Here is a 21137-nt window from a genome sequence, read left to right as displayed (position 1 = left end):
GCACGTCGGTCTCCGTCGTCCGCTGATTCACCTGAGCGGTCCGCGCACCGACCGCTGCGCGCGGGTTCGTCGGGGCGGTCGCGGGTCCGGTTGCCCGGTGGCGCGTCGTGGCCGGTGGTCGGTGCGGCGTTGATCGCGGCGGTCGGGCTCGGTGGATTCGCGGCGGTCGCGGCGGCCCGGCCCGGCGTCGACGACAGTAATACCGCCTTTCTGGACACCGCGGCCACCGAGGAGGTGCGCGCCGCCGCCGAGCACGCGCTGCGCACCATCTACGGCTACGACCTGAAGCACATCGACGGCTATCAGGCGGCGGTACGCCAGGTGGTCACCGGCACGATGCTCGACGATCTGGACGATTTCTCGGCCACCACCGTCGATGCCATCAAACAGGCGCAGACCAGCGCCGACGCCAAGGCCGAGCCGATCGGGGTGACACTGCTCGCCGGGGATCGGGCCGAGTTGCTGGTCAACCTGGTGATCAGCGCGACCAAGGGCGGGCAGGCACAGCAGAGTGTGGCCGGGCCGGTGGTGCTGCACATGAGCAAGATCGACGGGCGCTGGCTGGCCAGCGACATAGTCGACCGCTGACCGGACGCGGTGTGAGCTCAGCGCCCGGAAGCGCAGCGTGACCACGTAGGGCGTAGCGAACACCGCCTATGGATACGGGATGCGCCAGCGCGGCAGGCGATCTCGATAGCCGACTGGTCGGTCCCGGCACTTGACGGTTTTCGCCGGAGCCGTCACGCTATTCACAACAGCGGCAGCTGTCACAGTGGCTCCAGATGCCCCGTCGCTCATCGACGCAGCCAGCGTTCGAGCACGGCGGCCGGAGTCACCGGCCCACGGCCCCGCGTCGGTTTTACACCCGGCGCGCCAGCCACGCGGACACTCGTACGGGTGGTATTTTCACACCCGATACAGGTGTGCCTTTGACACCACCGGGGCGGGTGGTGTAAGTTTGGACGTTGCGCTGGCTGCCTCCTGTCCATACCTCGATTTGCACACGTAAGTTCCACCCCTTCCGGTGTTACTTCCGCTGTTTGCTGTTCGAGTTTCGTTCGGGTCGTGACCAGCGGAACTCGTAGCAAAAGCAAGCGACGGCCGCGGACCACCACGCGGCGCGCGTGAGGTGCTGGAAGGACGCATCTTGGCAGTCTCCACCCAGACCAAGGCAGTTGCCGGAATCCCCGGAGCCCCGAAGCGGGTGTCTTTCGCGAAGATCCGTGAACCCTTGGAGGTGCCCGGACTTCTCGATCTACAAACAGATTCTTTTGCATGGTTGATCGGTTCGCCGTCATGGCGGGAGAAAGCTGTCGCGCGCGGCGATGGCGGCTTGACCGGTGGGCTCGAGGAGGTGCTCGAGGAGCTCTCGCCGATCGAGGACTTCTCCGGCTCGATGTCCCTGTCTTTCTCTGATCCTCGGTTCGAAGAGGTCAAGGCCTCGATCGACGAGTGCAAAGACAAGGACATGACCTACGCGGCGCCGCTGTTCGTCACCGCGGAATTCATCAACAACAACACCGGTGAGATCAAGAGTCAGACGGTCTTCATGGGTGATTTCCCGATGATGACCGACAAGGGCACGTTCATCATCAACGGCACCGAGCGCGTCGTCGTCTCGCAGCTGGTGCGTTCGCCGGGCGTCTACTTCGACCACTCCGTCGACAAGGCCACGGAAAAGGACCTGCACAGCGTGCGCGTCATTCCGAGCCGCGGCGCGTGGCTGGAGTTCGACGTCGACAAGCGCGACACCGTCGGCGTGCGTATCGACCGCAAGCGCCGCCAGCCGGTCACCGTGCTGCTGAAGGCGCTGGGCTGGAGCACCGAGGAGATCGTCGAGCGTTTCGGCTTCTCCGAGATCATGATGTCCACCCTCGAGAAGGACAACACCGCCGGTCAGGACGAGGCGCTGCTGGACATCTACCGCAAGCTGCGTCCGGGCGAACCGCCGACCAAGGAATCCGCGCAGACCCTGCTGGAGAACCTGTTCTTCAAGGAGAAGCGCTACGACCTGGCGCGCGTCGGCCGCTACAAGATCAACAAGAAGCTCGGCATCCACGTGGGCGAGCCGGTCACCAGCTCGGTGCTGACGAAGGAAGACATCGTCACCACCATCGAGTACCTGGTGCGCCTGCACGCCGCCGACCGCATGATGACCGCCCCCGGCGGCCAGGAGGTGCCGGTCGAGGTCGACGACATCGACCACTTCGGCAACCGTCGCCTGCGCACCGTCGGCGAGCTCATCCAGAACCAGATCCGCGTGGGCCTGTCCCGCATGGAGCGCGTGGTCCGCGAGCGGATGACCACCCAGGACGTCGAGGCCATCACGCCGCAGACCCTGATCAACATCCGCCCGGTCGTCGCCGCGATCAAGGAGTTCTTCGGAACCTCCCAGCTGTCGCAGTTCATGGACCAGAACAACCCGCTCTCGGGCCTGACCCACAAGCGCCGCCTCTCGGCGCTGGGCCCCGGCGGTCTGTCCCGTGAGCGCGCCGGCCTGGAAGTCCGTGACGTCCACCCGTCGCACTACGGCCGCATGTGCCCGATCGAGACCCCGGAAGGCCCGAACATCGGCCTGATCGGTTCGCTGTCGGTGTACGCGCGGGTCAACCCGTTCGGCTTCATCGAGACCCCGTACCGCAAGGTCGTGGACGGCAAGGTCACCGACGAGGTGGTCTACCTGACCGCCGACGAGGAAGATCGCCACGTCCGCGCTCAGGCCAATTCGCCGGTCGACGCCGAGGGTCGCTTCATCGAGGACCGCGTCCTGGTCCGTCGGGCCGGTGAAGAGGTCGAGTTCGTCTCGGCCTCCGAGGTCGACTACATGGACGTCTCGCCGCGCCAGATGGTGTCGGTCGCGACCGCGATGATCCCGTTCCTCGAGCACGACGATGCCAACCGTGCCCTCATGGGCGCGAACATGCAGCGTCAGGCCGTGCCGCTGATCCGTTCCGAGGCGCCGCTGGTCGGCACCGGCATGGAGCTGCGCGCCGCGGTCGACGCGGGCGATGTCGTGGTCAACGAGAAGCCCGGTGTGGTCGAAGAGGTTTCGGCCGACTACGTGACCGTCATGCACGACGACGGCACCCGCAAGTCCTACCGGATGCGCAAGTTCAACCGCTCCAACCAGGGCACCTGCTCCAACCAGCGTCCGATCGTGGACGAGGGCGCCCGGGTCGAGCAGGGCCAGGTCCTGGCCGACGGCCCCTGCACCGAGAACGGTGAGATGGCCCTGGGCAAGAACCTGCTCGTGGCGATCATGCCGTGGGAGGGCCACAACTACGAGGACGCGATCATCCTGTCGCAGCGCCTCGTGGAAGAGGACGTCCTCACCTCGATCCACATCGAAGAGCACGAGATCGACGCCCGCGACACCAAGCTGGGCGCCGAGGAGATCACCCGGGACATCCCGAACGTCTCCGACGAGGTGCTGGCCGATCTGGACGAGCGCGGCATCGTGCGCATCGGCGCCGAGGTCCGCGACGGCGACATCCTGGTCGGCAAGGTCACCCCGAAGGGCGAGACCGAGCTGACCCCCGAGGAGCGCCTGCTGCGCGCGATCTTCGGTGAGAAGGCGCGCGAGGTGCGCGACACCTCGCTGAAGGTGCCGCACGGTGAGTCCGGCAAGGTCATCGGCATCCGCGTGTTCTCCCGCGAGGACGACGACGATCTGCCTCCGGGCGTCAACGAGCTGGTCCGGGTGTACGTGGCGCAGAAGCGCAAGATCCAGGACGGCGACAAGCTCGCCGGCCGCCACGGCAACAAGGGTGTCATCGGCAAGATCCTCCCCACCGAGGACATGCCGTTCATGCCCGACGGCACCCCGGTCGACATCATCCTGAACACCCACGGCGTGCCGCGTCGTATGAACATCGGCCAGATCTTGGAGACCCACCTCGGGTGGATCGGCAAGGCGGGCTGGGATGTTCACGGCGCCGACGGCGTCAAGCCGGACTGGGCCGCGGCCCTGCCCGAGGAGATGCTGGCCGCTCCGTCGGACTCCAACATCGCGACCCCCGTCTTCGACGGCGCCCGCGAAGAGGAGCTGACGGGTCTGCTCGGCTCGACCCTGCCCAACCGTGACGGTGAGCGCATGGTCGACGAGAACGGCAAGTCGGTGCTGTTCGACGGTCGCTCGGGTGAACCGTTCCCGTACCCGGTCGCGGTCGGCTACATGTACATCCTGAAGCTGCACCACCTGGTCGACGACAAGATCCACGCCCGTTCGACCGGTCCGTACTCGATGATCACCCAGCAGCCGCTCGGTGGTAAGGCGCAGTTCGGTGGTCAGCGCTTCGGTGAAATGGAATGTTGGGCCATGCAGGCGTACGGCGCCGCGTACACCCTGCAGGAACTGCTCACCATCAAGTCCGACGACGTGGTCGGCCGCGTGAAGGTCTACGAGGCGATCGTCAAGGGCGAGAACATTCCGGAGCCGGGCATTCCGGAGTCGTTCAAGGTGCTCCTCAAGGAACTCCAGTCGCTGTGCCTCAATGTCGAGGTGCTGTCTTCGGACGGCGCCGCGATCGAGATGCGTGACGGCGACGACGAGGACTTGGAGCGCGCGGCCGCGAACCTGGGCATCAACCTGTCCCGGAACGAAGCCGCCACCGTCGACGACCTGGCGAACTGATGCGTTCGGCGTCCCCCCGTTGCCCGCTCGCGCGGGCGGCGGGGTGGCGCGCTCGACCCACTAGTGAACTTTTGCTCGAATTCGACCCGAATAGGGGAAAGGAAGTTACGTGCTAGACGTCAACTTCTTCGATGAACTCCGGATCGGTCTGGCCACCGCCGAAGACATCCGCCAGTGGTCCTACGGCGAGGTGAAGAAGCCGGAGACCATCAACTACCGCACGCTCAAGCCGGAGAAGGACGGCCTGTTCTGCGAGAAGATCTTCGGACCGACTCGCGACTGGGAGTGCTACTGCGGTAAGTACAAGCGTGTCCGCTTCAAGGGCATCATCTGTGAGCGCTGTGGCGTCGAGGTGACTCGCGCCAAGGTGCGCCGTGAGCGGATGGGCCACATCGAGCTGGCCGCTCCGGTCACCCACATCTGGTACTTCAAGGGCGTGCCGTCGCGCTTGGGCTACCTGCTCGATCTGGCGCCGAAGGATCTGGAAAAGATCATCTACTTCGCCGCCTACGTCATCGTCGGTGTCGACGAGGAGCTGCGCCACAACGAGCTCAGCACCCTCGAGGCCGAGATGGAGGTCGAGAAGAAGGCCGTCGCCGATCAGCGTGACGCCGATCTCGAGGCCCGCGCCCAGAAGCTCGAGGCCGATATCGCCGAGCTCGAGGCCGAGGGCGCGAAGTCCGATGTGCGCCGCAAGGTCAAGGACGGCGGCGAGCGCGAAATGCGTCAGCTGCGCGACCGCGCCCAGCGTGAGCTGGACCGGCTCGACGAGATCTGGACCACCTTCACCAAGCTGGCTCCCAAGCAGCTGATCGTGGACGAGGTGCTCTACCGCGAGCTGATCGACCGCTACGGCGAGTACTTCACCGGCGCCATGGGTGCGGAGTCCATCCAGAAGCTGATGGAGAACTTCGACATCGAGGCCGAGGCCGAGAACCTGCGCGAGACCATTCGCTCGGGCAAGGGCCAGAAGAAGCTGCGCGCGCTCAAGCGGCTCAAGGTTGTCGCGGCCTTCCAGGCCAACGGCAACTCGCCGATGGGCATGGTGCTCGACGCCGTTCCGGTGATCCCGCCGGAGCTGCGCCCGATGGTCCAGCTCGACGGTGGCCGTTTCGCCACCTCCGACCTGAACGACCTGTACCGCCGCGTGATCAACCGCAACAACCGCCTCAAGCGACTGATCGATCTGGGTGCGCCCGAGATCATCGTCAACAACGAGAAGCGGATGCTGCAGGAGTCCGTGGACGCGCTGTTCGACAACGGCCGTCGCGGCCGTCCGGTCACCGGTCCGGGTAACCGCCCGCTGAAGTCCCTGAGCGATCTGCTCAAGGGCAAGCAGGGTCGTTTCCGGCAGAACCTGCTCGGCAAGCGCGTCGACTACTCGGGCCGTTCGGTCATCGTGGTCGGCCCGCAGCTCAAGCTGCACCAGTGCGGTCTGCCGAAGCTGATGGCGCTCGAGCTGTTCAAGCCGTTCGTCATGAAGCGTCTGGTCGATCTGAACCACGCGCAGAACATCAAGTCCGCCAAGCGGATGGTCGAGCGGCAGCGTCCCCAGGTGTGGGATGTCCTCGAAGAGGTCATCGCCGAGCACCCGGTGCTGCTGAACCGCGCGCCCACCCTGCACCGCCTGGGTATCCAGGCCTTCGAGCCGCAGCTGGTGGAAGGCAAGGCCATCCAGCTGCACCCGCTGGTCTGTGAAGCGTTCAACGCCGACTTCGACGGTGACCAGATGGCCGTGCACCTCCCGCTGTCCGCGGAGGCGCAGGCCGAGGCCCGCATCCTGATGCTGTCCTCGAACAACATCCTGTCGCCGGCCTCGGGTCGCCCGCTGGCCATGCCCCGTCTGGACATGGTGACCGGTCTGTACTACCTGACCCGCCTCGTCGAGGGCGCCAAGGGCGAGTACCGGGCCGCCACCAAGGACAGCCCGGAGCAGGGCGTGTACTCCTCGCCCGCCGAGGCTCAGATGGCCGTCGACCGTGCCGAGCTCACCGTGCGTTCGCTGATCAAGGTCCGCCTGACCGATCAGCGTCCGCCGCGCGAGATCGAGGCCGAGCTGTTCCCGAACGGCTGGACCCGCGGCGATGCCTGGACCGCCGAGACCACCCTCGGTCGCGTGCTGTTCAACGAGCTGCTGCCCGCGGACTACGCGTTCATCAACGAGCAGATGCCGAAGAAGCGTCAGGCCACGATCATCAACGATCTGGCCGAGCGGTACCCGATGATCGTCGTCGCGCAGACCGTCGACAAGCTGAAGGACGCCGGCTTCTACTGGGCCACCCGCTCCGGTGTCACCGTCTCCATGTCGGACGTGCTCGTTCCGCCGGAGAAGGCGGAGATCATGGAGCGCTACGAGGCGCAGGCCGATCAGATCGAGAAGAAGTACCAGCGTGGTGCGCTCGATCACCAGGAGCGCAACAACGCCCTGGTCAAGATCTGGCAGGAGGCGACCGAAGAGGTCGGTACGGCGCTGCGGGCGCACTACCCGCCGGACAACCCGATCATCACGATCGTCGAGTCGGGCGCGACGGGTAACTTCACCCAGACCCGTACCCTCGCCGGTATGAAGGGCCTGGTGACGAACCCGAAGGGTGAGTTCATCCCGCGTCCGATCAAGTCCTCCTTCCGTGAGGGCCTGACCGTGCTCGAGTACTTCATCAACACCCACGGTGCCCGTAAGGGTCTGGCCGACACCGCGCTGCGTACCGCCGACTCGGGTTACCTGACCCGTCGTCTGGTGGACGTCTCGCAGGACGTCATCGTGCGCGAGCACGACTGTGGCACCGAGCGCGGCATCGTGGTGCCGATCGCGGAGAAGATGGCCGACGGCAGCATCATTCGCGACGCGCACGTCGAAACCTCCACCTACGCACGGACGCTCGCGTCCGACGCGGTGGACGCCAAGGGCAATGTCGTGGTGGGTAAGGGCGCCGATCTCGGCGACCCGGCACTCGACGCGCTGCTCGCGGCCGGTATCACCGAGGTGAAGGTCCGCTCCGTGCTGACCTGCACCACCGGCACCGGCGTGTGTGCGACCTGCTACGGCCGCTCCATGGCGACCGGCAAGCTGGTCGACATCGGTGAGGCCGTCGGTATCGTCGCCGCGCAGTCCATCGGTGAGCCCGGTACCCAGCTGACCATGCGTACCTTCCACCAGGGTGGTGTCGCGGGTGACGACATCACCGGCGGTCTGCCCCGCGTGCAGGAGCTCTTCGAGGCTCGTGTGCCCAAGGGCAAGGCGCCGATCGCGGAGATCTCCGGCCGGGTGCGGCTCGAGGATGACGATCGTTTCTACAAGATCACCATCATCCCGGACGACGGCTCCGAAGAGGTTGTCTACGACAAGCTCTCGAAGCGGCAGCGACTGCGTGTGTTCAAGCACGACGACGGCACCGAGCGTCTGCTCTCCGACGGTGACCACGTCGAGGTCGGCCAGCAGCTGCTGGAAGGCGCGGCGGATCCGCACGAGGTGCTGCGCGTGATGGGCCCCCGTCAGGTGCAGGTCCACCTGGTCCACGAGGTCCAGGAGGTCTACCGCTCGCAGGGTGTGTCGATCCACGACAAGCACATCGAGGTCATCGTGCGCCAGATGCTGCGTCGCGTGACGATCATCGATTCCGGCGCTACGGAGTTCCTGCCCGGTTCGCTCACCGAGCGCGCCGAGTTCGAGGCCGCGAACCGCCGGGTCGTGTCCGAGGGCGGCGAGCCCGCTTCGGGTCGTCCGGTGCTGATGGGTATCACCAAGGCGTCGCTGGCCACCGATTCGTGGCTGTCGGCGGCGTCCTTCCAGGAGACCACCCGAGTGCTGACGGACGCGGCGATCAACTGCCGCTCCGACAAGCTCATCGGTCTCAAGGAGAACGTGATCATCGGTAAGCTCATCCCGGCCGGTACCGGTATCAACCGTTACCGCAACATCCAGGTGCAGCCGACCGAGGAAGCCCGCCAGGCCGCGTACGCGGTGCCGTCCTACGACGACACCTACTACAGCCCGGACAGCTTCGGCTCGTCCACCGGCGCCGCGGTTCCGCTGGACGACTACGGTTTCAGCGACTACCGGTAGTCGGTAGTAGGCAATAACATTCGGCCCTCGCTCCGTTCCGGAGCGGGGGCCGAATTGTGTCTGTGTAGCCTGGCTCGTCATCGAAAAGGGCGGTGAAACTTCCTGTGTATGAGCGGATTTCGTGGAATGTAGACCGACGGCAATTGACAACAGCCCGCCAGCTGTCCTTAGATCGTCTGTAAGGGAGGGATTCACCGGTGAGCCATCCTGGAATCGAGGCGATCAAGTTTGTGAGGTGGATGCGTGGCGGGCGGGGTTTACAATCACTACGATGATCCGGACGAATACTGGGACGAGGAGCCACTCCAGCCGCGTGCGTCGAAATCTGCTCCTCCGCCCTTACCAACTTCTTATGCGAAAACGCAGCCCTCGTTCAGTTCGAACTCCGACGCTGGTGCTGGATCCGCCAGCGAATCTGCATCTGTAACTCCTTCTGCGGAGAGTGCCATAGCTGCTGCGGCATCCGGGCGGCGTGACGCTTTGCCTGCGAAGACTTCGATGATCGATGTTGAAGTCGCGGCGGACGGACTGCCGATACGAATTGTGTTGAAGCCTTCATGGAAAGCTTCATTTTCACCTCCTGAATACGGGCAATCCATCATGGACGCCTATCAGCACGGGAGGCTGGCTGAAGCAACGCGGTTGATGGAGGCAGGGATCAAACCTCGGCCGACATTGCCGTCGCTGCGTGATGCCACGCCACTGTTGCTGCGGACTCGTACTCACGAAGAATTCAAAGAGTTGTACGACAAGCTCTTCCGCCGGGCTACCTACACATTGAACGGACCGGGGTACAACGCGTACAACGAGCCCGGGCTGATCGTAACCGCATCACGCTCGCGGATCCTATCCTTAACGATCGATCCGAGTTGGGCTGCGGAAGTAGATGTTTCCTATCTAGCGCAAGATATTGTCGACTGTTGCAACAAGGTTCGAGTCGATCGGCTTGAGTATGTTAGAGACATCTATTTGGATCAAGAATCTGATCAGCAACTCGCTGGCCGATTGAATCGACACGAAGCGCAGCTGTTGCGAAACGGCGTCTAATTAGCTAGAGGGGTTGGCGGGTGTCTAAGTATCCGGAACTGAACGAACAGAAATTAGCCGAGCTGCGTATATCATTTGTTGATGCAGAAAAGAAGATCAGAGAACTGCCCGATCAGATCAACGACTGCTTTGACGAGATAAAGACGAAAGCTTTCGGGATTTGGTTAATGTTCACCGATGAGCGAGATGAAATACAGGAGAAGCTGAAGAAGCTAATTAGCACCTTGGCTGATCTTGTCCAGGGGGCGTTCGCGCCGTGGCTATTCGTCGACTACGCGGATAAATGGCAGCAGGTTGGTGCGGCCGTCGGCCGTGTGAACGGGATCCAAAATGACAACAAGTTGGATATGGAGGGGCAGTGGGACGGAAGTGCCTATAAATCATTCAAACAGTCCAAGCTGAGTCAGACAACGGCAATGACCACGATCACGGGACTTTGCGAGAAGATTCACGAAAACCTCCTTACCGTGGCAGAGGAGGGACGTATCATGTACAAAGCGGTGGTTGATAAGCTTGCGACAGTGCTGGCCGAGGTTAGCGTTGCGATAATTGAGACGGAAGCTACTGCGGGGGCGGCTGCACTCTGGACCGTCAATAACATGAACTCGGCAATCGTCGCTGCTGTGGAATTAGTTGTTGAACTTGTCACCAATTTCGCCGAAGTTCAAACGAAGGTGTGGATCGCTCAGAATGAACTGCAAAATATGATCAAGGCACCCGTTGGGCTGGTCAACAGCGAAGGAAATGCGGCGTGGCCGAGTCCCGAGGCGCAGGAATACGACAACAAAGATGACGATTGGCGCCAGGATGGCAAGGATGATTGACATGCTATCTCGATATTCAGAAAGCGTGTTGGTGTATGACCAATTGATTCGCAGAATTCTTCGGATTGTTCTGCCCGCGGCCTGTCTGCTGGCGGGGTGTACTTCCGAGGGGGATGCTCCAGCACCAGTGGAGCGACCGGGGATTCCCGCGTCAATAATGCCGTCGGTAGCTGGGCAGAAGTGTCCTGCTGTGCCTATATTGCCATCTCAAAATTCGGATGAGAAGCAGCTGAATCTTGAGGTGTCGCAACTGAAATTCCCGGAAGGGGTATGTTTCTTTGCGGTTCGGGTTGTTGAACCTGCTGGCGAACCAGGGATGGTTGCCGTTGGGGTGGATCTTGATGCGCCGAATATCGATAGCCCGAACGATATGCGGCCGATGGGTTCTCTGATTGCTAGAATGTTGAAGAATTCCTCGATAGCCCCTCGAGTCTCTGCGCTGACAATTACCAACTGGGGCGATTCACCTGCAAATTACAATGAATTCATTATTGATGAAGAATTTGAAGGGCATCCGTGGGGGGAAGCAATTTCAACCGAGGTTGAGGCGGCGTGGTGGGTTAATCATGGCTGATTAACAGACGGGATTTCATAAACACGCCTATATGATAGGAACGCTGATCTCATGGCTAGAGAGTTAAAAGCTGATCTCGAATTGATGGAAGCCGTCTCAAAGGTCTGGCTTAACAAGGTGGCGCCGGACCTGAAAGCTGCAGCTGCATTGATCGAGCCATTGCAATATACCAGTGTGGAGTTTGGCCCACTCTTTTACAACGCTTGGTGGGCATATGCGCAGGCGTCGGCCTATATTAAAGATCGTTTGAACGAGGGTGTGCCTGCGGCGGAAAAGATTGGGAACGCTCTGCATGCTGCAGTAGTGACATTTGGAGAACAACAGGAACAGCAGGAAGTTGACACGAAGAAACAGCAGCAAAAGTTGGACGACATCGCCAAAGCTTCGGGCTAAATCTGATTCGGTGAAGGGGATGTTTCCTGCCCCAGCTCGGTAAGGGGCAGGGGTCGAATGCGTTGTGTCAGTCCCACCAGACGCTGAGCACCTTGTGGTCGGTGGGCCACATGCCGAGGGCGAAGGCCAGTTCGTCGGTGTTGTCCTGGACTGTCACATCGTCTGCCTGCCAGTTCTCCTGCTCGGCGATGTGCGCCAATTGCTGTGCCTGGTCGGTGGTTTCGGTGAGGACGACGAGGGTGTCGACATTCCATCGGCCGCCGGGCAGGTCACGCAGTTTGATCAGCGAACCCGATGCGAACCAATCGCGATGTTTCTTGTGCGCCAAGCCGAAACGGTCCATGTATGCTGCGAGCCACAGGTCGCGGTGCCGCGTCAGACTGTCGGCGACCAGGTCCCCGTCGAAGCAGTTGAAACTCGATCTGCGGATCAATTCCAGCTGAACTTGCTGGACAGTTGCCTCGGACAAGCTCGGATCGTTCATCACTCGCTCCCCCACATGCGGCTCGATCGGATGCCGCCAAGGGTAGGTGCGGTCACCGACAGGTTCGGCGCGGTTCCCCCGGCGCGAAGCCGGGTGGACCGAATCGCGTGTCCTGTCACGGGGCCGCGAGCTTCGCCGCCGCACTACGCGCAGGTGGTTCGGGCGGATCGAGGACGAGGAGGGCTCTTTACGCGTATCTCGACACCGTTGCCCGGCTCGGCTACCAAACCGGGGAACCCGCTGGTCTCAGCTGCAATTCGGTCGAGCGCGATGAATGCCGAGTTCGGGTGGTGTCGAAATTCGGGGATGCCGGGGGCGTCCGAACCGACGCGGCTGTTTCGGAACTCGCGGACAAGTGGTGTCGGAATTTGTCCTTACGGTCACGCGGATGTGGCGATGGTTGTCCACCACCTTCGACTTGCTGCCGGAGGGGAGTGGATACCCTCTCGAGGGGGTGCGTCAAAGGGCGTGCGGGTGGATCGTCCGTTCCCGATCGATATCGAATTGCCTGCTGTCACTTGGTGAGTCAGCGGTATGCCTCGTCGGCGCGGGCGCGGAGGTGGGTGGTGGCCTGGTCGATCCAGCGGGTGAACATGGCGGTGTGTTCGGCGGGGGTGGCGGGGCGGATGTCGAGGTGGGTGCGGTTGCGCTGTTCGAGGTAGCGGCCGTCGTCGGCGAGGTCGTACCAGCGGGCGGCGCGGGAGGTGGTGCGGGGCGCGTGGTAGTTGCCGAGGTGCAGGATGGCGTGGCCGCCGCCGGTGGTGGGGTGGACGACCATGCGCTCGAAGCGGGCGCGCGGAGTGTTGGCCGACTGGGTGTAGCCGGTGGGGGGTTTCAAGTCGTCGAGGTGGAAGGTGGCACGAGCCTGCTTGCCGGGGGCGCAGCCCAGGATACTCGCGGTCAGGGCCGCCGGAAGCTGTTGTGCGGGTAGGAGAGTGGCGCGTACGGCACCGAAATCCTCACCCGAGCCGACCTGGCACAGGACGGCGGCCCACTGCTGGTTCTGCGCGCCGACCACGCGGTAGTCCCGGGCCGGCCCGCCCTGCCGTTCCCGAGTGGTACCGCGGATCTCGATACGCAGCTCGCAGTGCGAGACGGTGTGCACGAGCAGCGCGACGCGCTCGCGTTCCTCGCCGACGAGCTCGGCGCGCACCTTCGCCTGATAGTCGTACTGGTCGTCCCGGAACGGGAAACGGCTGCGATAGCGCAACGGGGTCGGCATGCGATCGTTGCGGTCGTTGTACCAGTGGGTGGCGAAGGCATCGAGGTCCCAGAGCCAGGACATGGGCGTGAAATCCGTTCGGGTAGTGCTTGATTCGGGCAGGACGGGCGAGTGGTCAGCCTCCGATGACCCCGCCCGGCGGTAGCGCGGGATCGATCTTGCCGATCAGCTCGGATTCGCGATCCTGGATCAGGTAGTCGGGAGTCTGGTGCTCGTCGTCGTCGCTGCCCTGACCGCCGCGGTTGCCCATACCGCCCATGCCCGGCATGCCGCTCATACCGCGCCCAGCTCCGGTACCGGCGGCCTTACTGGCCGTGCTCGCGGCGGTGGGGTTGGCGGTGCCGGGGACGCCGGAAACGGTTTTCGGCGTGCCCGGCGTGGCGGTCGTCGGCCTGCCCGAGCCCGGGACACCGGAACCCGGTGTCCCGGTGCGCGGGATACCGGTGGTGGGCACGTTCGACTTCGGCGTATTGGTCGCCGCCGGGCTGGTCGGTGCGCTCGTGGTGGGTACACCGGTGGTCGGCACGCCCGTGGTGGGGACGCCGGCGGTGGGGACACCGGTGGACTGCGGCGAAGTCGGTGCCGCCGAAGGGGCTTCGGTCGACGCCGGAGTCGTCGGGTTGTCGCTGCTGGGCGCGTTGGTGGTGCCCGGCGAGCCGGTATCCGGGTTGTTGCTGTTCGGTTTGACCTCGTTCGGGAGTTCCTCGGAACTCTGGATCGCGGTGGGGGAGGACAGCACCGGAAGCTTGCGGTCGGCTTCACCGACCGGGTTGAAATAGGTGGCTTGGACCCATTTCTGGGCCTTCTCCTCCAGGTCGGCCTGACCACCGTCACCGTCGCCGATGCCGATGAAACTGAGCACATCGGTATCGCCGGGATTCCATGGCGTCTGCGGGTCGTCGGAGAACTCGGGCATGCCGGTCTTGGTGTTCGACACCGCGGTTACGCCATCATTGACGCGGGTGCTCATCTCCTGCAACTGCGGGACGAGGTTGAGCGCGTCATTCGCGTAGTTGCCGATCGCGGTCGATGCCGCGCGAGCGGCGGTGCCATCCCAGGCGAGGGCGCTCGAGCGCCTGATCTTCTCGGCGAATTCCTGGATGCCGGTGTTCCATTCGGTGGCGATCTTGGCGTAGTCGGCCCGGGCCAGATCGGCTTCGCCCTGGTTCAAAGTCATGAACGCGCCGTAGATTTCGACGTGGGACTTGTTGTCCGGGTTGTCGTTCAGGCGCTTCTTATCGATCTCGGAGGCTTCGTATTCAATGGTCATTACGCTGCGAGCAATTCTTGGTAGCGGGAGGCGAAGGTGGCGTCGGCCTGTTCGAAACGCTGGGCGATTGCGACGTGTAGTTGCTCGATCTCATCGATCCGGGTCCAGTGCTTCTGTAGCACTTCCTTGACCTCGGAACCTTTGGACTTGAAGCGACTCACCAAAATCTTGCCGGACTCGATCCAGTTATCCGCCGCCTCGCCCAGCCCCCAGATCTGGCGGTTCGATATGGAATCTGCGATCTCCTGGAGTTCTTTGATCTTTGCCTTCTGTGCTTGGCATGCTTTTATGATGCCAGCGAATTCTTCGGCGTTGAGTCGCATGTCGTTGTTGAACGATGTCGTCAACTCGCCTGTCTTGGCGGCGCTGATGAACTCTTGCATCGACCCCGTTGCAGTCACCTCACCGGTCATGATCGGGTTCCCTCCCTGCTAACAAACCTTTACAGCAACGATTGCTTACGAACCTGCTGCAATCAATGGCACGATCTTCTCTGCCATCGACATTCCGATATCACACGCACTCAATGCCCCAGTTTCTGGAGCGGAGTTCGAGTTGCTGACTCCGAACTCCAAGCTGCCACCGTTCATTTGTGCGTACAGCACGCAGTTCTCATCACCGGTCGGATCCGCTTCCTGGTGGGTGGTCAGTACGGTGCGCCCGTTGATTGTCGTCTCGCGTTCCCCTGGAAAGTTCTTTTCACGGACCATGTCCAGGGTCAAATTGGTCAGGCTGACATGCGCTGAATAGCCGTTACCGTTGGATATGACGTAGCGGCAGCCTTGCCACTTGATCTTCCCCCGTGCGCTGTTGTCGTCGGTGGTGCCCTTCTTCAACTTCGGATGAATCGACTTCAACACGTCCGCTGGCAAGTTGCACGGATCGATCCCCGTCGGCACGTTCTCCGCGATCGACGGTTCGGCGGGGGTGCTCGTCCCTCCACCCTTGGTCTCCGACTGGCACCCGGCCAGCAGCGACCCCACGCCCACAACTCCGACCATCAACAACGACCCGGCGATGGCTCGCATCGACACCCCCACTTTCTGCGTCAGCTTCCCCAGCACTCTATCCGATGGACAACCGTTGTTCTCCCCTGTACGAATTAGAACAGGTTTCACTTCGGGCAGTCGCGGGAGAATCGATGGACAGCGCCGCCATGGGCGAGTTGGTGATGGCAGGGTTCCAGAAGCTGGGCTTCATCCAGTACGCCGGGATCGAGGGCGTGGAGTTCGCGCCCGGCCGCAATGTGGTGTCGATCGCGCCCAAGCCCGAACATCTCAATCACAACGGCGATCTGCACGCCGCCGTGCTGTTCGGCCTGGCCGAGACGGCGGCGATGGGCGCCGCCGTCTCCGGCATCGTGGATCTCATGGGCGAGACGTTCATCGTCGCCCGGGACGGCCGGATCGAGTACCTGGCTCGCGCCAAGGGTGACTCCGGTCCGTTCCTGGCGACCTCCGAGATTCAGCCGGACGCCCTGGCGGGCATCCGCGCGCAGATCGCCGACCGCGTCGATATCGAGCTGATCGTGCCGGTGACCATCACCGACGGCACCGGAAAGGCCGTGGCCACGTCGGCTTTCACCGCCGTGCTGCGGCCGCGCCGCGCCTGACTCGGCTCACGGCTGCCCGGTGACGTACGCGATCGCCGCGTCGATGGATTCCTGTCCGCCTGCCTGGTGCAGGCCGACGAACCCGCCGATCACCGCGCCGACGACGGTGGCGATCGGCACGGTGACGATGTCGAACACGAACAGCCCCAAGGGGAATCCGGCCAGGAAGCCGATCGCCGCGCCGATCGCCGCGCCCTGCATGACCTGCGGCTGGTAGCGCTCGAGATCGGCGAAGAAGCGCTCCTGCGCGCCGATTTCGCGGACCGGGGTACCGGACTGGTTCGGCGGCGCGAGGGTCAGCCGGGTTCCGGCCTCGTCGACCACCGGCGCGAGGTCGACCTTGCGGCCTTCGATGTCGACCACGGTCGGCAGTGCGGCGATTACCCGTCCCGCGTCGTCGGCGACCGTCACCACCTTGTTGTCCGCGATCAACGCGAAACGGCCGTGCTGGAGCGTGGTGACGGTCGACCGGCGATCCGGTGCGACACCCACCTCGTACGCCACCTCCTGGAAGCTGCCCCGCAGGTGCAGCGGGGTGCTGTCCACCGCCATCTCGCTGGGCGGCTCGGCCTGCGCCGCGCCGCCCACCAGGCCGTGTGCCGCCACGGCCAGCACCGCCGCGACCGCGAATCTGCTCAATCTCATCGTGCAACTTCCCCTAGCGCCGAACAGTCCGCCCGAAGATACCGGCTCGGCCGCGTCAGCAGAAGCTCAGATGACCTGGAGGACAATCTTTCCCGTGGTCCGCCCGAGCTCGCCGTAGGCGTGCGCCTTCGCGGCGTCGGCCAGCGGCAGCACGGTGTCGATCCGCACTCGCAGCTGACCTGACGCGACCAGGGCCGCCAGTTCGCGCAGGCCGTGGCCATCCGGCTCTACGACATTCCAGCCGATTCGGACGCCGAGCGCCTGCGCGTCTTCGGCGGGTGGAAGGTCCTCCCCGCTGGGCAGCACCACCAGGTAGCCGCCACGCTTGAGCACCGGCAGCGACCGCACGCCGTAGTCGCCGCCGAAAGCGTCGAGCACGACGTCGATTTCGCCGATCGCGGTAGCGAAATCGACCGCGGTGTAATCGATCACCTCGTCCGCACCCAGCGACCGCAAGAACTCGTGTTTGTCCGCACGTGCGGTCGCGATGACGTAGGCGCCGCGCGCCTTGGCGATCTGCACGGCCAGATGACCGACGCCCCCTGCGGCGGCGTGGATCAGAACCCGCTGTCCCGCACGCACATCCGCGGTGTCGACCAGCGACTGCCAGGCGGTGAGCCCGGCCAGCGGCAGCGCGGCGGCTTCGACATGCGACAGTGTTTCCGGCTTCGGGGCGAACTGACGGGCCGGTGCCACAACATATTCCGCGTAGGCTCCGGCCTGGTGCGGGAACGCGGGCATGCCGTACACCTCGTCGCCCGGTTGGAAGAGGGTGACGCCGGCGCCGACCGCCTCGACGGTCCCCGAAACATCCCAGCCCACGATGGGTGTTTCGCCCCAGGTGATCACCGCCCCGCTCGCCCGGGTCTTCCAGTCGACCGGGTTGACTCCGGCCGCATGCACCCGCACCAGGATCTCGGTGAGTCCTGGCTCCGGTCGGGCGATCCGCTCGGTTCGCAGTACTTCGGGCGCGCCCCATTCGGACACGGTGACGGCAAGCATGGTGCTCATGGTGAGTCCCTTTCTGCCCAGCTCGAGTGCTGTGCGGGACCTAGATTGCCGATTCGGGGCCCGGCACGGTACTGGCCGGATAGCCAATATGTGACAGAATCCGGCCATGATTGCCGCGCCGCATCGTGTTGTCGTGCTCGCCTTGGACGGTGTGCCGCTGTTCGAACTCGGGATCCCGTCCCGGGTCTTCGGTGAGGTCTGCGCGCCGGAAGGGGCCGCGCTGTACGAGGTGACGGTGTGCTCGGTGGACGGCGGGCCGGTGCGCTGCGATCAGGGATTCGACCTCGCGGTCGGATACGGGCCGGAGGCGCTCGAAGCCGCGGACACCGTCATCATTCCGCCGACCCATCGGCTCGGTGCGCTGGAGACCGGCGGTCCGCTGCCGGAGCCGCTGGCCGCCGCCCTGGCGCGGGTCCGGCCCGATGCCCGGCTGGTGTCGATGTGCACCGGCAGTTATGTACTGGCCGCCGCCGGACTGCTGGACGACCGCGTGGCCACGACGCATTGGATGCGTGCCGAGGAGTTCCGCCGGGCTTTTCCGCGCGTTCGCGTGAACGAGGACGTGCTGTTCGTCGACAACGGTGACGTGCTCACGGCCGCGGGCATCGCGGCCGGTGTCGACCTCTGCCTGTACCTGCTGCGCCGCGATCACGGGACGGCGGTCGCCAATCGGGCCGCGCGCCGGTGCGTGGTGTCGCCGTGGCGGGACGGCGGTCAGGCGCAGTTCATCGAGCGCCCGGTGCCGGAACCGGTCACGGCGTCCACCGCGCCGACCCGGGTGTGGCTGCTGGAACGGCTGGCCGAACCGACCTCGCTGGAGGAGATGGCCGCGCATGCCCGGATGAGCGTGCGCACCTTCACCCGCCGGTTCCGCGACGAGGTCGGGGTCACCCCGAGCCGCTGGCTCACCGCGCAGCGCCTGGAGTGCGCCCGTGACCTGCTGGAGAACAGCGATCTCGGCATCGATCTGGTCGCCCACCGTGCGGGTTTCGGCACCGCCAACTCGCTGCGACAGCAGATGCGCGCCGCGCTGGGCATCGCGCCCCATGCCTATCGCCGCAATTTTCGCGGGGCCGCCTGAGTCGTTTCCGGGAAGCTGTTGACAGTGCCGATCACTCGAGCAACACTGAACTAGATGGTTCAGTATGACTCCCTGGGCGCATCGTTCGGGGCGCTCGCGGATCCCACCAGGCGCGGGATCCTGGAGCACCTCGGGCGCGGGCCCGCGTCCGTCACCGAGCTGGCGCAGCGCTTCGACATGACCCTGACCGGCATGAAGAAGCATCTGCGGCTGCTCGAGGATGCGGGCATGATCGTCACCGAGAAACGGGGCCGAGTCCGGTACTGCCGGCTCGGCGAGCACGACTTCGACCGTGAAGTGGCGTGGCTACAGAACTACCGGCGCATGGTGGAAGCCCGGATGGACCGTCTCGGCGAATTCCTCGAGCGAACGGAGCACGACCAATGAGCACACCGACCAAGGACGCCACCGTCACCACCACCGGCGACCGCGATATCCACATCGAACGCGTCTTCGACGCCCCGCTCGCCCGCGTGTGGGCCGCCTACACCCGGGTCGAGCAGCTCAGCCAATGGTGGGGCCGCGGTAATCGGCTCGACATCGAGCGCTGGGAATTCCGCAAGGGCGGGCACTGGCGCTTCGTCGAACATTCCGACGGCGAACAGCACGGCTTCGAGGGCCGCTTCCGCGAGATCGTGCCCGAGGAGCGAATCGTGCAGTCCTTCGAATGGGACGGCATGCCCGCGCACGTCGCCATCGACACCGCCACGTTCGTCGACCTGGGCGACGGTCGCACCAAGGTGATCACCGACAGCATCTTCCACACCGCCGAGGAACGCGACGGCATGGTGCAGTCGGGCATGGAGGGCGGACTGAACGAGAGCTACCGCGCGCTGGATCGGCTGCTCGCGAGCTGAAGCCGCCGGGCCGGGCCGCCACCGCAACGGGTGGCGGCCCGAAACCTAATGGCAGGCACGGCGTTTGCGTGGTTTCAGATGCAGACCGGGCAGCGGCGGGGCCGGAATCCGTTGCTCCGCGGGATGACCCGCGATCGGCCCGAACCGCTCGGTGTTCCGGTTCTCCCAATCGTCGCGGGCCGCGACGATCTCCTCATGGCTGCGGCCCACGAAGTTCCACCACATCACCAGCTCCTCCGCGAACGGCTCGCCGCCGATCAGCAGGAAGTGCGCGCCCGCGGCGGTGTCGAGCCGCAGCTCGGTTCGCTCGGTGCCCAGATAGAGCAGCGGGCCCGGCTCGAGCTGGGTGTCCGCGACCGTCAGGTCGCCGCCGATCGCCATGATCGCGTGCTCGAACCGCGGGTTCAGCGACAGCGTCACCGTGGCGCCCGGCTCCAGCCGGACATCCGCGCCGAGGATCGGCGTGTACGCCCGCGCGGGTGACGTGCGACCGGCCAGCGAGCCGATCAGCACGATCGCCTGCACCCCCACTTCTCGATACACCGGGAGCTCGCGGTGCTGCTCGAAATGCGGGTCGACCTGGGTCGCGTTGCCGGGAAGGGCGATCCACAGTTGCAGCCCGTGACTGGCGGGCGCGTCCTCGGAGTAGTACTCCGAGTGCGCGATCCCGCGACCGGAGGTCATCAGGTTCAGCTGGCCCGGGTGGATCTCGACATCCGAGCCCACCGAATCACGGTGCCGGATCTGCCCGGTGAACGGCCAGGTCACCGTCTGCAAGCCGATATGTGGGTGCGGGTCGATATTCGGTGGCGCGCCGGTCTTGGTGACCGTGGGCGAACCGAAGTGGTCGAAGAAACACCACGCGCCCACCGTCGGCAGATCCCGTTGCGGCAGCACGCGTTCGACGAATACGCCGCGCACGCCGCCCAGCGGCACCTCGCGCGCCGGGAACAGCTCCGCTACCGGCCCGGGCCCCGGCGACGGCTCGCACAGCTGCTCGTCCGGACTCGTGTCGAGATCACTCATGCCCGCACCTCGACGATGCTCGGCGCCGGCGTGCGCGCTGTGGCTTGCTCACGCCGTCGCGCCTTTGCCGATCACGTGCGCGTCGTACTCCGGGTGCTTGTCCAGATACGCGTGAATGAACGGGCACAGCGGCCGAATCACCCGGCCTCGCCCGATCACATCCTCGATCGCCGTTTTGGCCAGCACCTTCCCCAGCCCCTTGCCGGCGAACGCGTCACCGATCTCGGTGTGGATGAACACCGTCTCGTTCCCGGGTTCCTCGTACTCCGCGAACCCCGCCAACTCCCCGCCGTAGAAGACCTCGTACCGGCTCTTGTCCTCGTTGCGGCTGACCGCCGCACTCGGCTCGCTCATACTTGCCTCTCCTTCGTCCTCGGGGTCAGGGCGGCTCGATT

General features: G+C 64.5%; 20 protein-coding genes. 11 read left to right on the top strand and 9 right to left on the bottom strand.

Annotated elements, in window-relative coordinates:
• The first annotated feature begins 129 nt into the window (after positions 1-129).
• From ACFVMC_RS23350 to ACFVMC_RS23320, 7 genes are all read left to right on the top strand, one after another.
• Positions 130-588 carry a hypothetical protein gene (locus ACFVMC_RS23350; protein ID WP_379213453.1) on the top strand — a complete coding sequence of 153 codons (459 nt, stop codon included), beginning with the start codon at positions 130-132 and terminating at the stop codon, positions 586-588.
• A 541-nt stretch (positions 589-1129) separates the two neighbouring features.
• The gene (locus ACFVMC_RS23345) at positions 1130-4633 is read left to right on the top strand and encodes a DNA-directed RNA polymerase subunit beta (RefSeq protein ID WP_379213452.1); all 3504 of its coding nucleotides are present in this window, start codon (positions 1130-1132) and stop codon (positions 4631-4633) included.
• Positions 4634-4742: 109 nt separating this feature from the next.
• Positions 4743-8696: a DNA-directed RNA polymerase subunit beta' gene (locus ACFVMC_RS23340; RefSeq protein ID WP_379213450.1), complete on the top strand. Its 3954-nt coding sequence runs from the start codon at positions 4743-4745 to the stop codon at positions 8694-8696.
• 243 nt (positions 8697-8939) lie between these two features.
• Positions 8940-9743 carry a hypothetical protein gene (locus ACFVMC_RS23335; protein WP_379213448.1) on the top strand — a complete coding sequence of 268 codons (804 nt, stop codon included), beginning with the start codon at positions 8940-8942 and terminating at the stop codon, positions 9741-9743.
• Positions 9744-9763: 20 nt separating this feature from the next.
• Positions 9764-10567: a hypothetical protein gene (locus ACFVMC_RS23330; protein ID WP_379213446.1), complete on the top strand. Its 804-nt coding sequence runs from the start codon at positions 9764-9766 to the stop codon at positions 10565-10567.
• Positions 10560-11141, top strand: coding sequence for a hypothetical protein (locus tag ACFVMC_RS23325; RefSeq protein WP_379213444.1), 582 nt, complete (start codon positions 10560-10562; stop codon positions 11139-11141). The genes ACFVMC_RS23330 and ACFVMC_RS23325 overlap by 8 nt, the downstream gene beginning before the upstream one ends.
• Positions 11142-11192: 51 nt before the next feature.
• Complete coding sequence (locus ACFVMC_RS23320) at positions 11193-11534, top strand: hypothetical protein (protein ID WP_379213442.1); 342 nt, start codon at positions 11193-11195, stop codon at positions 11532-11534.
• A 67-nt stretch (positions 11535-11601) separates the two neighbouring features.
• On the opposite strand, the gene ACFVMC_RS23315 is transcribed toward ACFVMC_RS23320, so the two are convergent.
• The 5 genes from ACFVMC_RS23315 to ACFVMC_RS23295 form a co-directional block, all read right to left on the bottom strand.
• Entirely contained in the window at positions 11602-12018 is a 417-nt protein-coding gene (locus ACFVMC_RS23315) for a hypothetical protein (protein ID WP_379213440.1), read from the bottom strand.
• A gap of 526 nt (positions 12019-12544) precedes the next feature.
• The gene (locus tag ACFVMC_RS23310; protein ID WP_379213438.1) at positions 12545-13303 is read right to left on the bottom strand and encodes an ESX secretion-associated protein EspG; all 759 of its coding nucleotides are present in this window, start codon (positions 13301-13303) and stop codon (positions 12545-12547) included.
• A gap of 52 nt (positions 13304-13355) precedes the next feature.
• A complete protein-coding gene (locus ACFVMC_RS23305) occupies positions 13356-14510 on the bottom strand; it encodes a hypothetical protein (RefSeq protein WP_379213437.1) in 1155 nt (384 codons plus the stop codon).
• Complete coding sequence (locus tag ACFVMC_RS23300; RefSeq protein WP_379213435.1) at positions 14510-14923, bottom strand: hypothetical protein; 414 nt, start codon at positions 14921-14923, stop codon at positions 14510-14512. The genes ACFVMC_RS23305 and ACFVMC_RS23300 overlap by 1 nt, the downstream gene beginning before the upstream one ends.
• A 45-nt stretch (positions 14924-14968) precedes the next feature.
• Complete coding sequence (locus ACFVMC_RS23295; protein WP_379213433.1) at positions 14969-15574, bottom strand: DUF3558 domain-containing protein; 606 nt, start codon at positions 15572-15574, stop codon at positions 14969-14971.
• A gap of 77 nt (positions 15575-15651) precedes the next feature.
• On the opposite strand from ACFVMC_RS23295, the gene ACFVMC_RS23290 reads away from it, so the two are divergent.
• Complete coding sequence (locus ACFVMC_RS23290; protein ID WP_379213432.1) at positions 15652-16122, top strand: PaaI family thioesterase; 471 nt, start codon at positions 15652-15654, stop codon at positions 16120-16122.
• Positions 16123-16128: 6 nt separating this feature from the next.
• Here ACFVMC_RS23290 and ACFVMC_RS23285 read toward each other — a convergent pair whose 3' ends face one another.
• Both ACFVMC_RS23285 and ACFVMC_RS23280 read right to left on the bottom strand, forming a co-directional pair.
• Positions 16129-16767: a hypothetical protein gene (locus ACFVMC_RS23285; protein WP_379213430.1), complete on the bottom strand. Its 639-nt coding sequence runs from the start codon at positions 16765-16767 to the stop codon at positions 16129-16131.
• 66 nt (positions 16768-16833) lie between these two features.
• Positions 16834-17778 carry an NADP-dependent oxidoreductase gene (locus ACFVMC_RS23280; RefSeq protein WP_379213428.1) on the bottom strand — a complete coding sequence of 315 codons (945 nt, stop codon included), beginning with the start codon at positions 17776-17778 and terminating at the stop codon, positions 16834-16836.
• Positions 17779-17887: 109 nt separating this feature from the next.
• On the opposite strand from ACFVMC_RS23280, the gene ACFVMC_RS23275 reads away from it, so the two are divergent.
• Genes ACFVMC_RS23275 through ACFVMC_RS23265 form a run of 3 tightly spaced genes read left to right on the top strand, consistent with a single transcriptional unit; the run spans position 17888 to position 19716 of the window.
• On the top strand, positions 17888-18859 hold the full coding sequence (locus tag ACFVMC_RS23275; protein ID WP_379214063.1) for a GlxA family transcriptional regulator: 972 nt from the start codon (positions 17888-17890) through the stop codon (positions 18857-18859).
• A gap of 54 nt (positions 18860-18913) precedes the next feature.
• Positions 18914-19246, top strand: a complete 333-nt coding sequence (locus tag ACFVMC_RS23270) for an ArsR/SmtB family transcription factor (protein WP_379213426.1) — start codon at positions 18914-18916, stop codon at positions 19244-19246.
• Positions 19243-19716: an SRPBCC family protein gene (locus ACFVMC_RS23265; protein WP_379213424.1), complete on the top strand. Its 474-nt coding sequence runs from the start codon at positions 19243-19245 to the stop codon at positions 19714-19716. The genes ACFVMC_RS23270 and ACFVMC_RS23265 overlap by 4 nt, the downstream gene beginning before the upstream one ends.
• A gap of 45 nt (positions 19717-19761) precedes the next feature.
• Here the strand turns inward: ACFVMC_RS23265 and ACFVMC_RS23260 are convergent, their stop codons facing one another.
• Both ACFVMC_RS23260 and ACFVMC_RS23255 read right to left on the bottom strand, forming a co-directional pair.
• Entirely contained in the window at positions 19762-20742 is a 981-nt protein-coding gene (locus ACFVMC_RS23260) for a pirin family protein (RefSeq protein WP_379213422.1), read from the bottom strand.
• 48 nt (positions 20743-20790) lie between these two features.
• Positions 20791-21096: a GNAT family N-acetyltransferase gene (locus ACFVMC_RS23255; RefSeq protein ID WP_379213420.1), complete on the bottom strand. Its 306-nt coding sequence runs from the start codon at positions 21094-21096 to the stop codon at positions 20791-20793.
• Between the last annotated feature and the right edge of the window lie 41 nt (positions 21097-21137).

It is taken from the genome of Nocardia sp. NPDC127579, from assembly GCF_042672005.1.
In the GTDB taxonomy this organism is placed as follows: Bacteria; Actinomycetota; Actinomycetes; order Mycobacteriales; family Mycobacteriaceae; genus Nocardia.
Note: the sequence above shows the minus strand (reverse complement) of the source record. Positions and strands in the feature narration are given on the sequence as shown.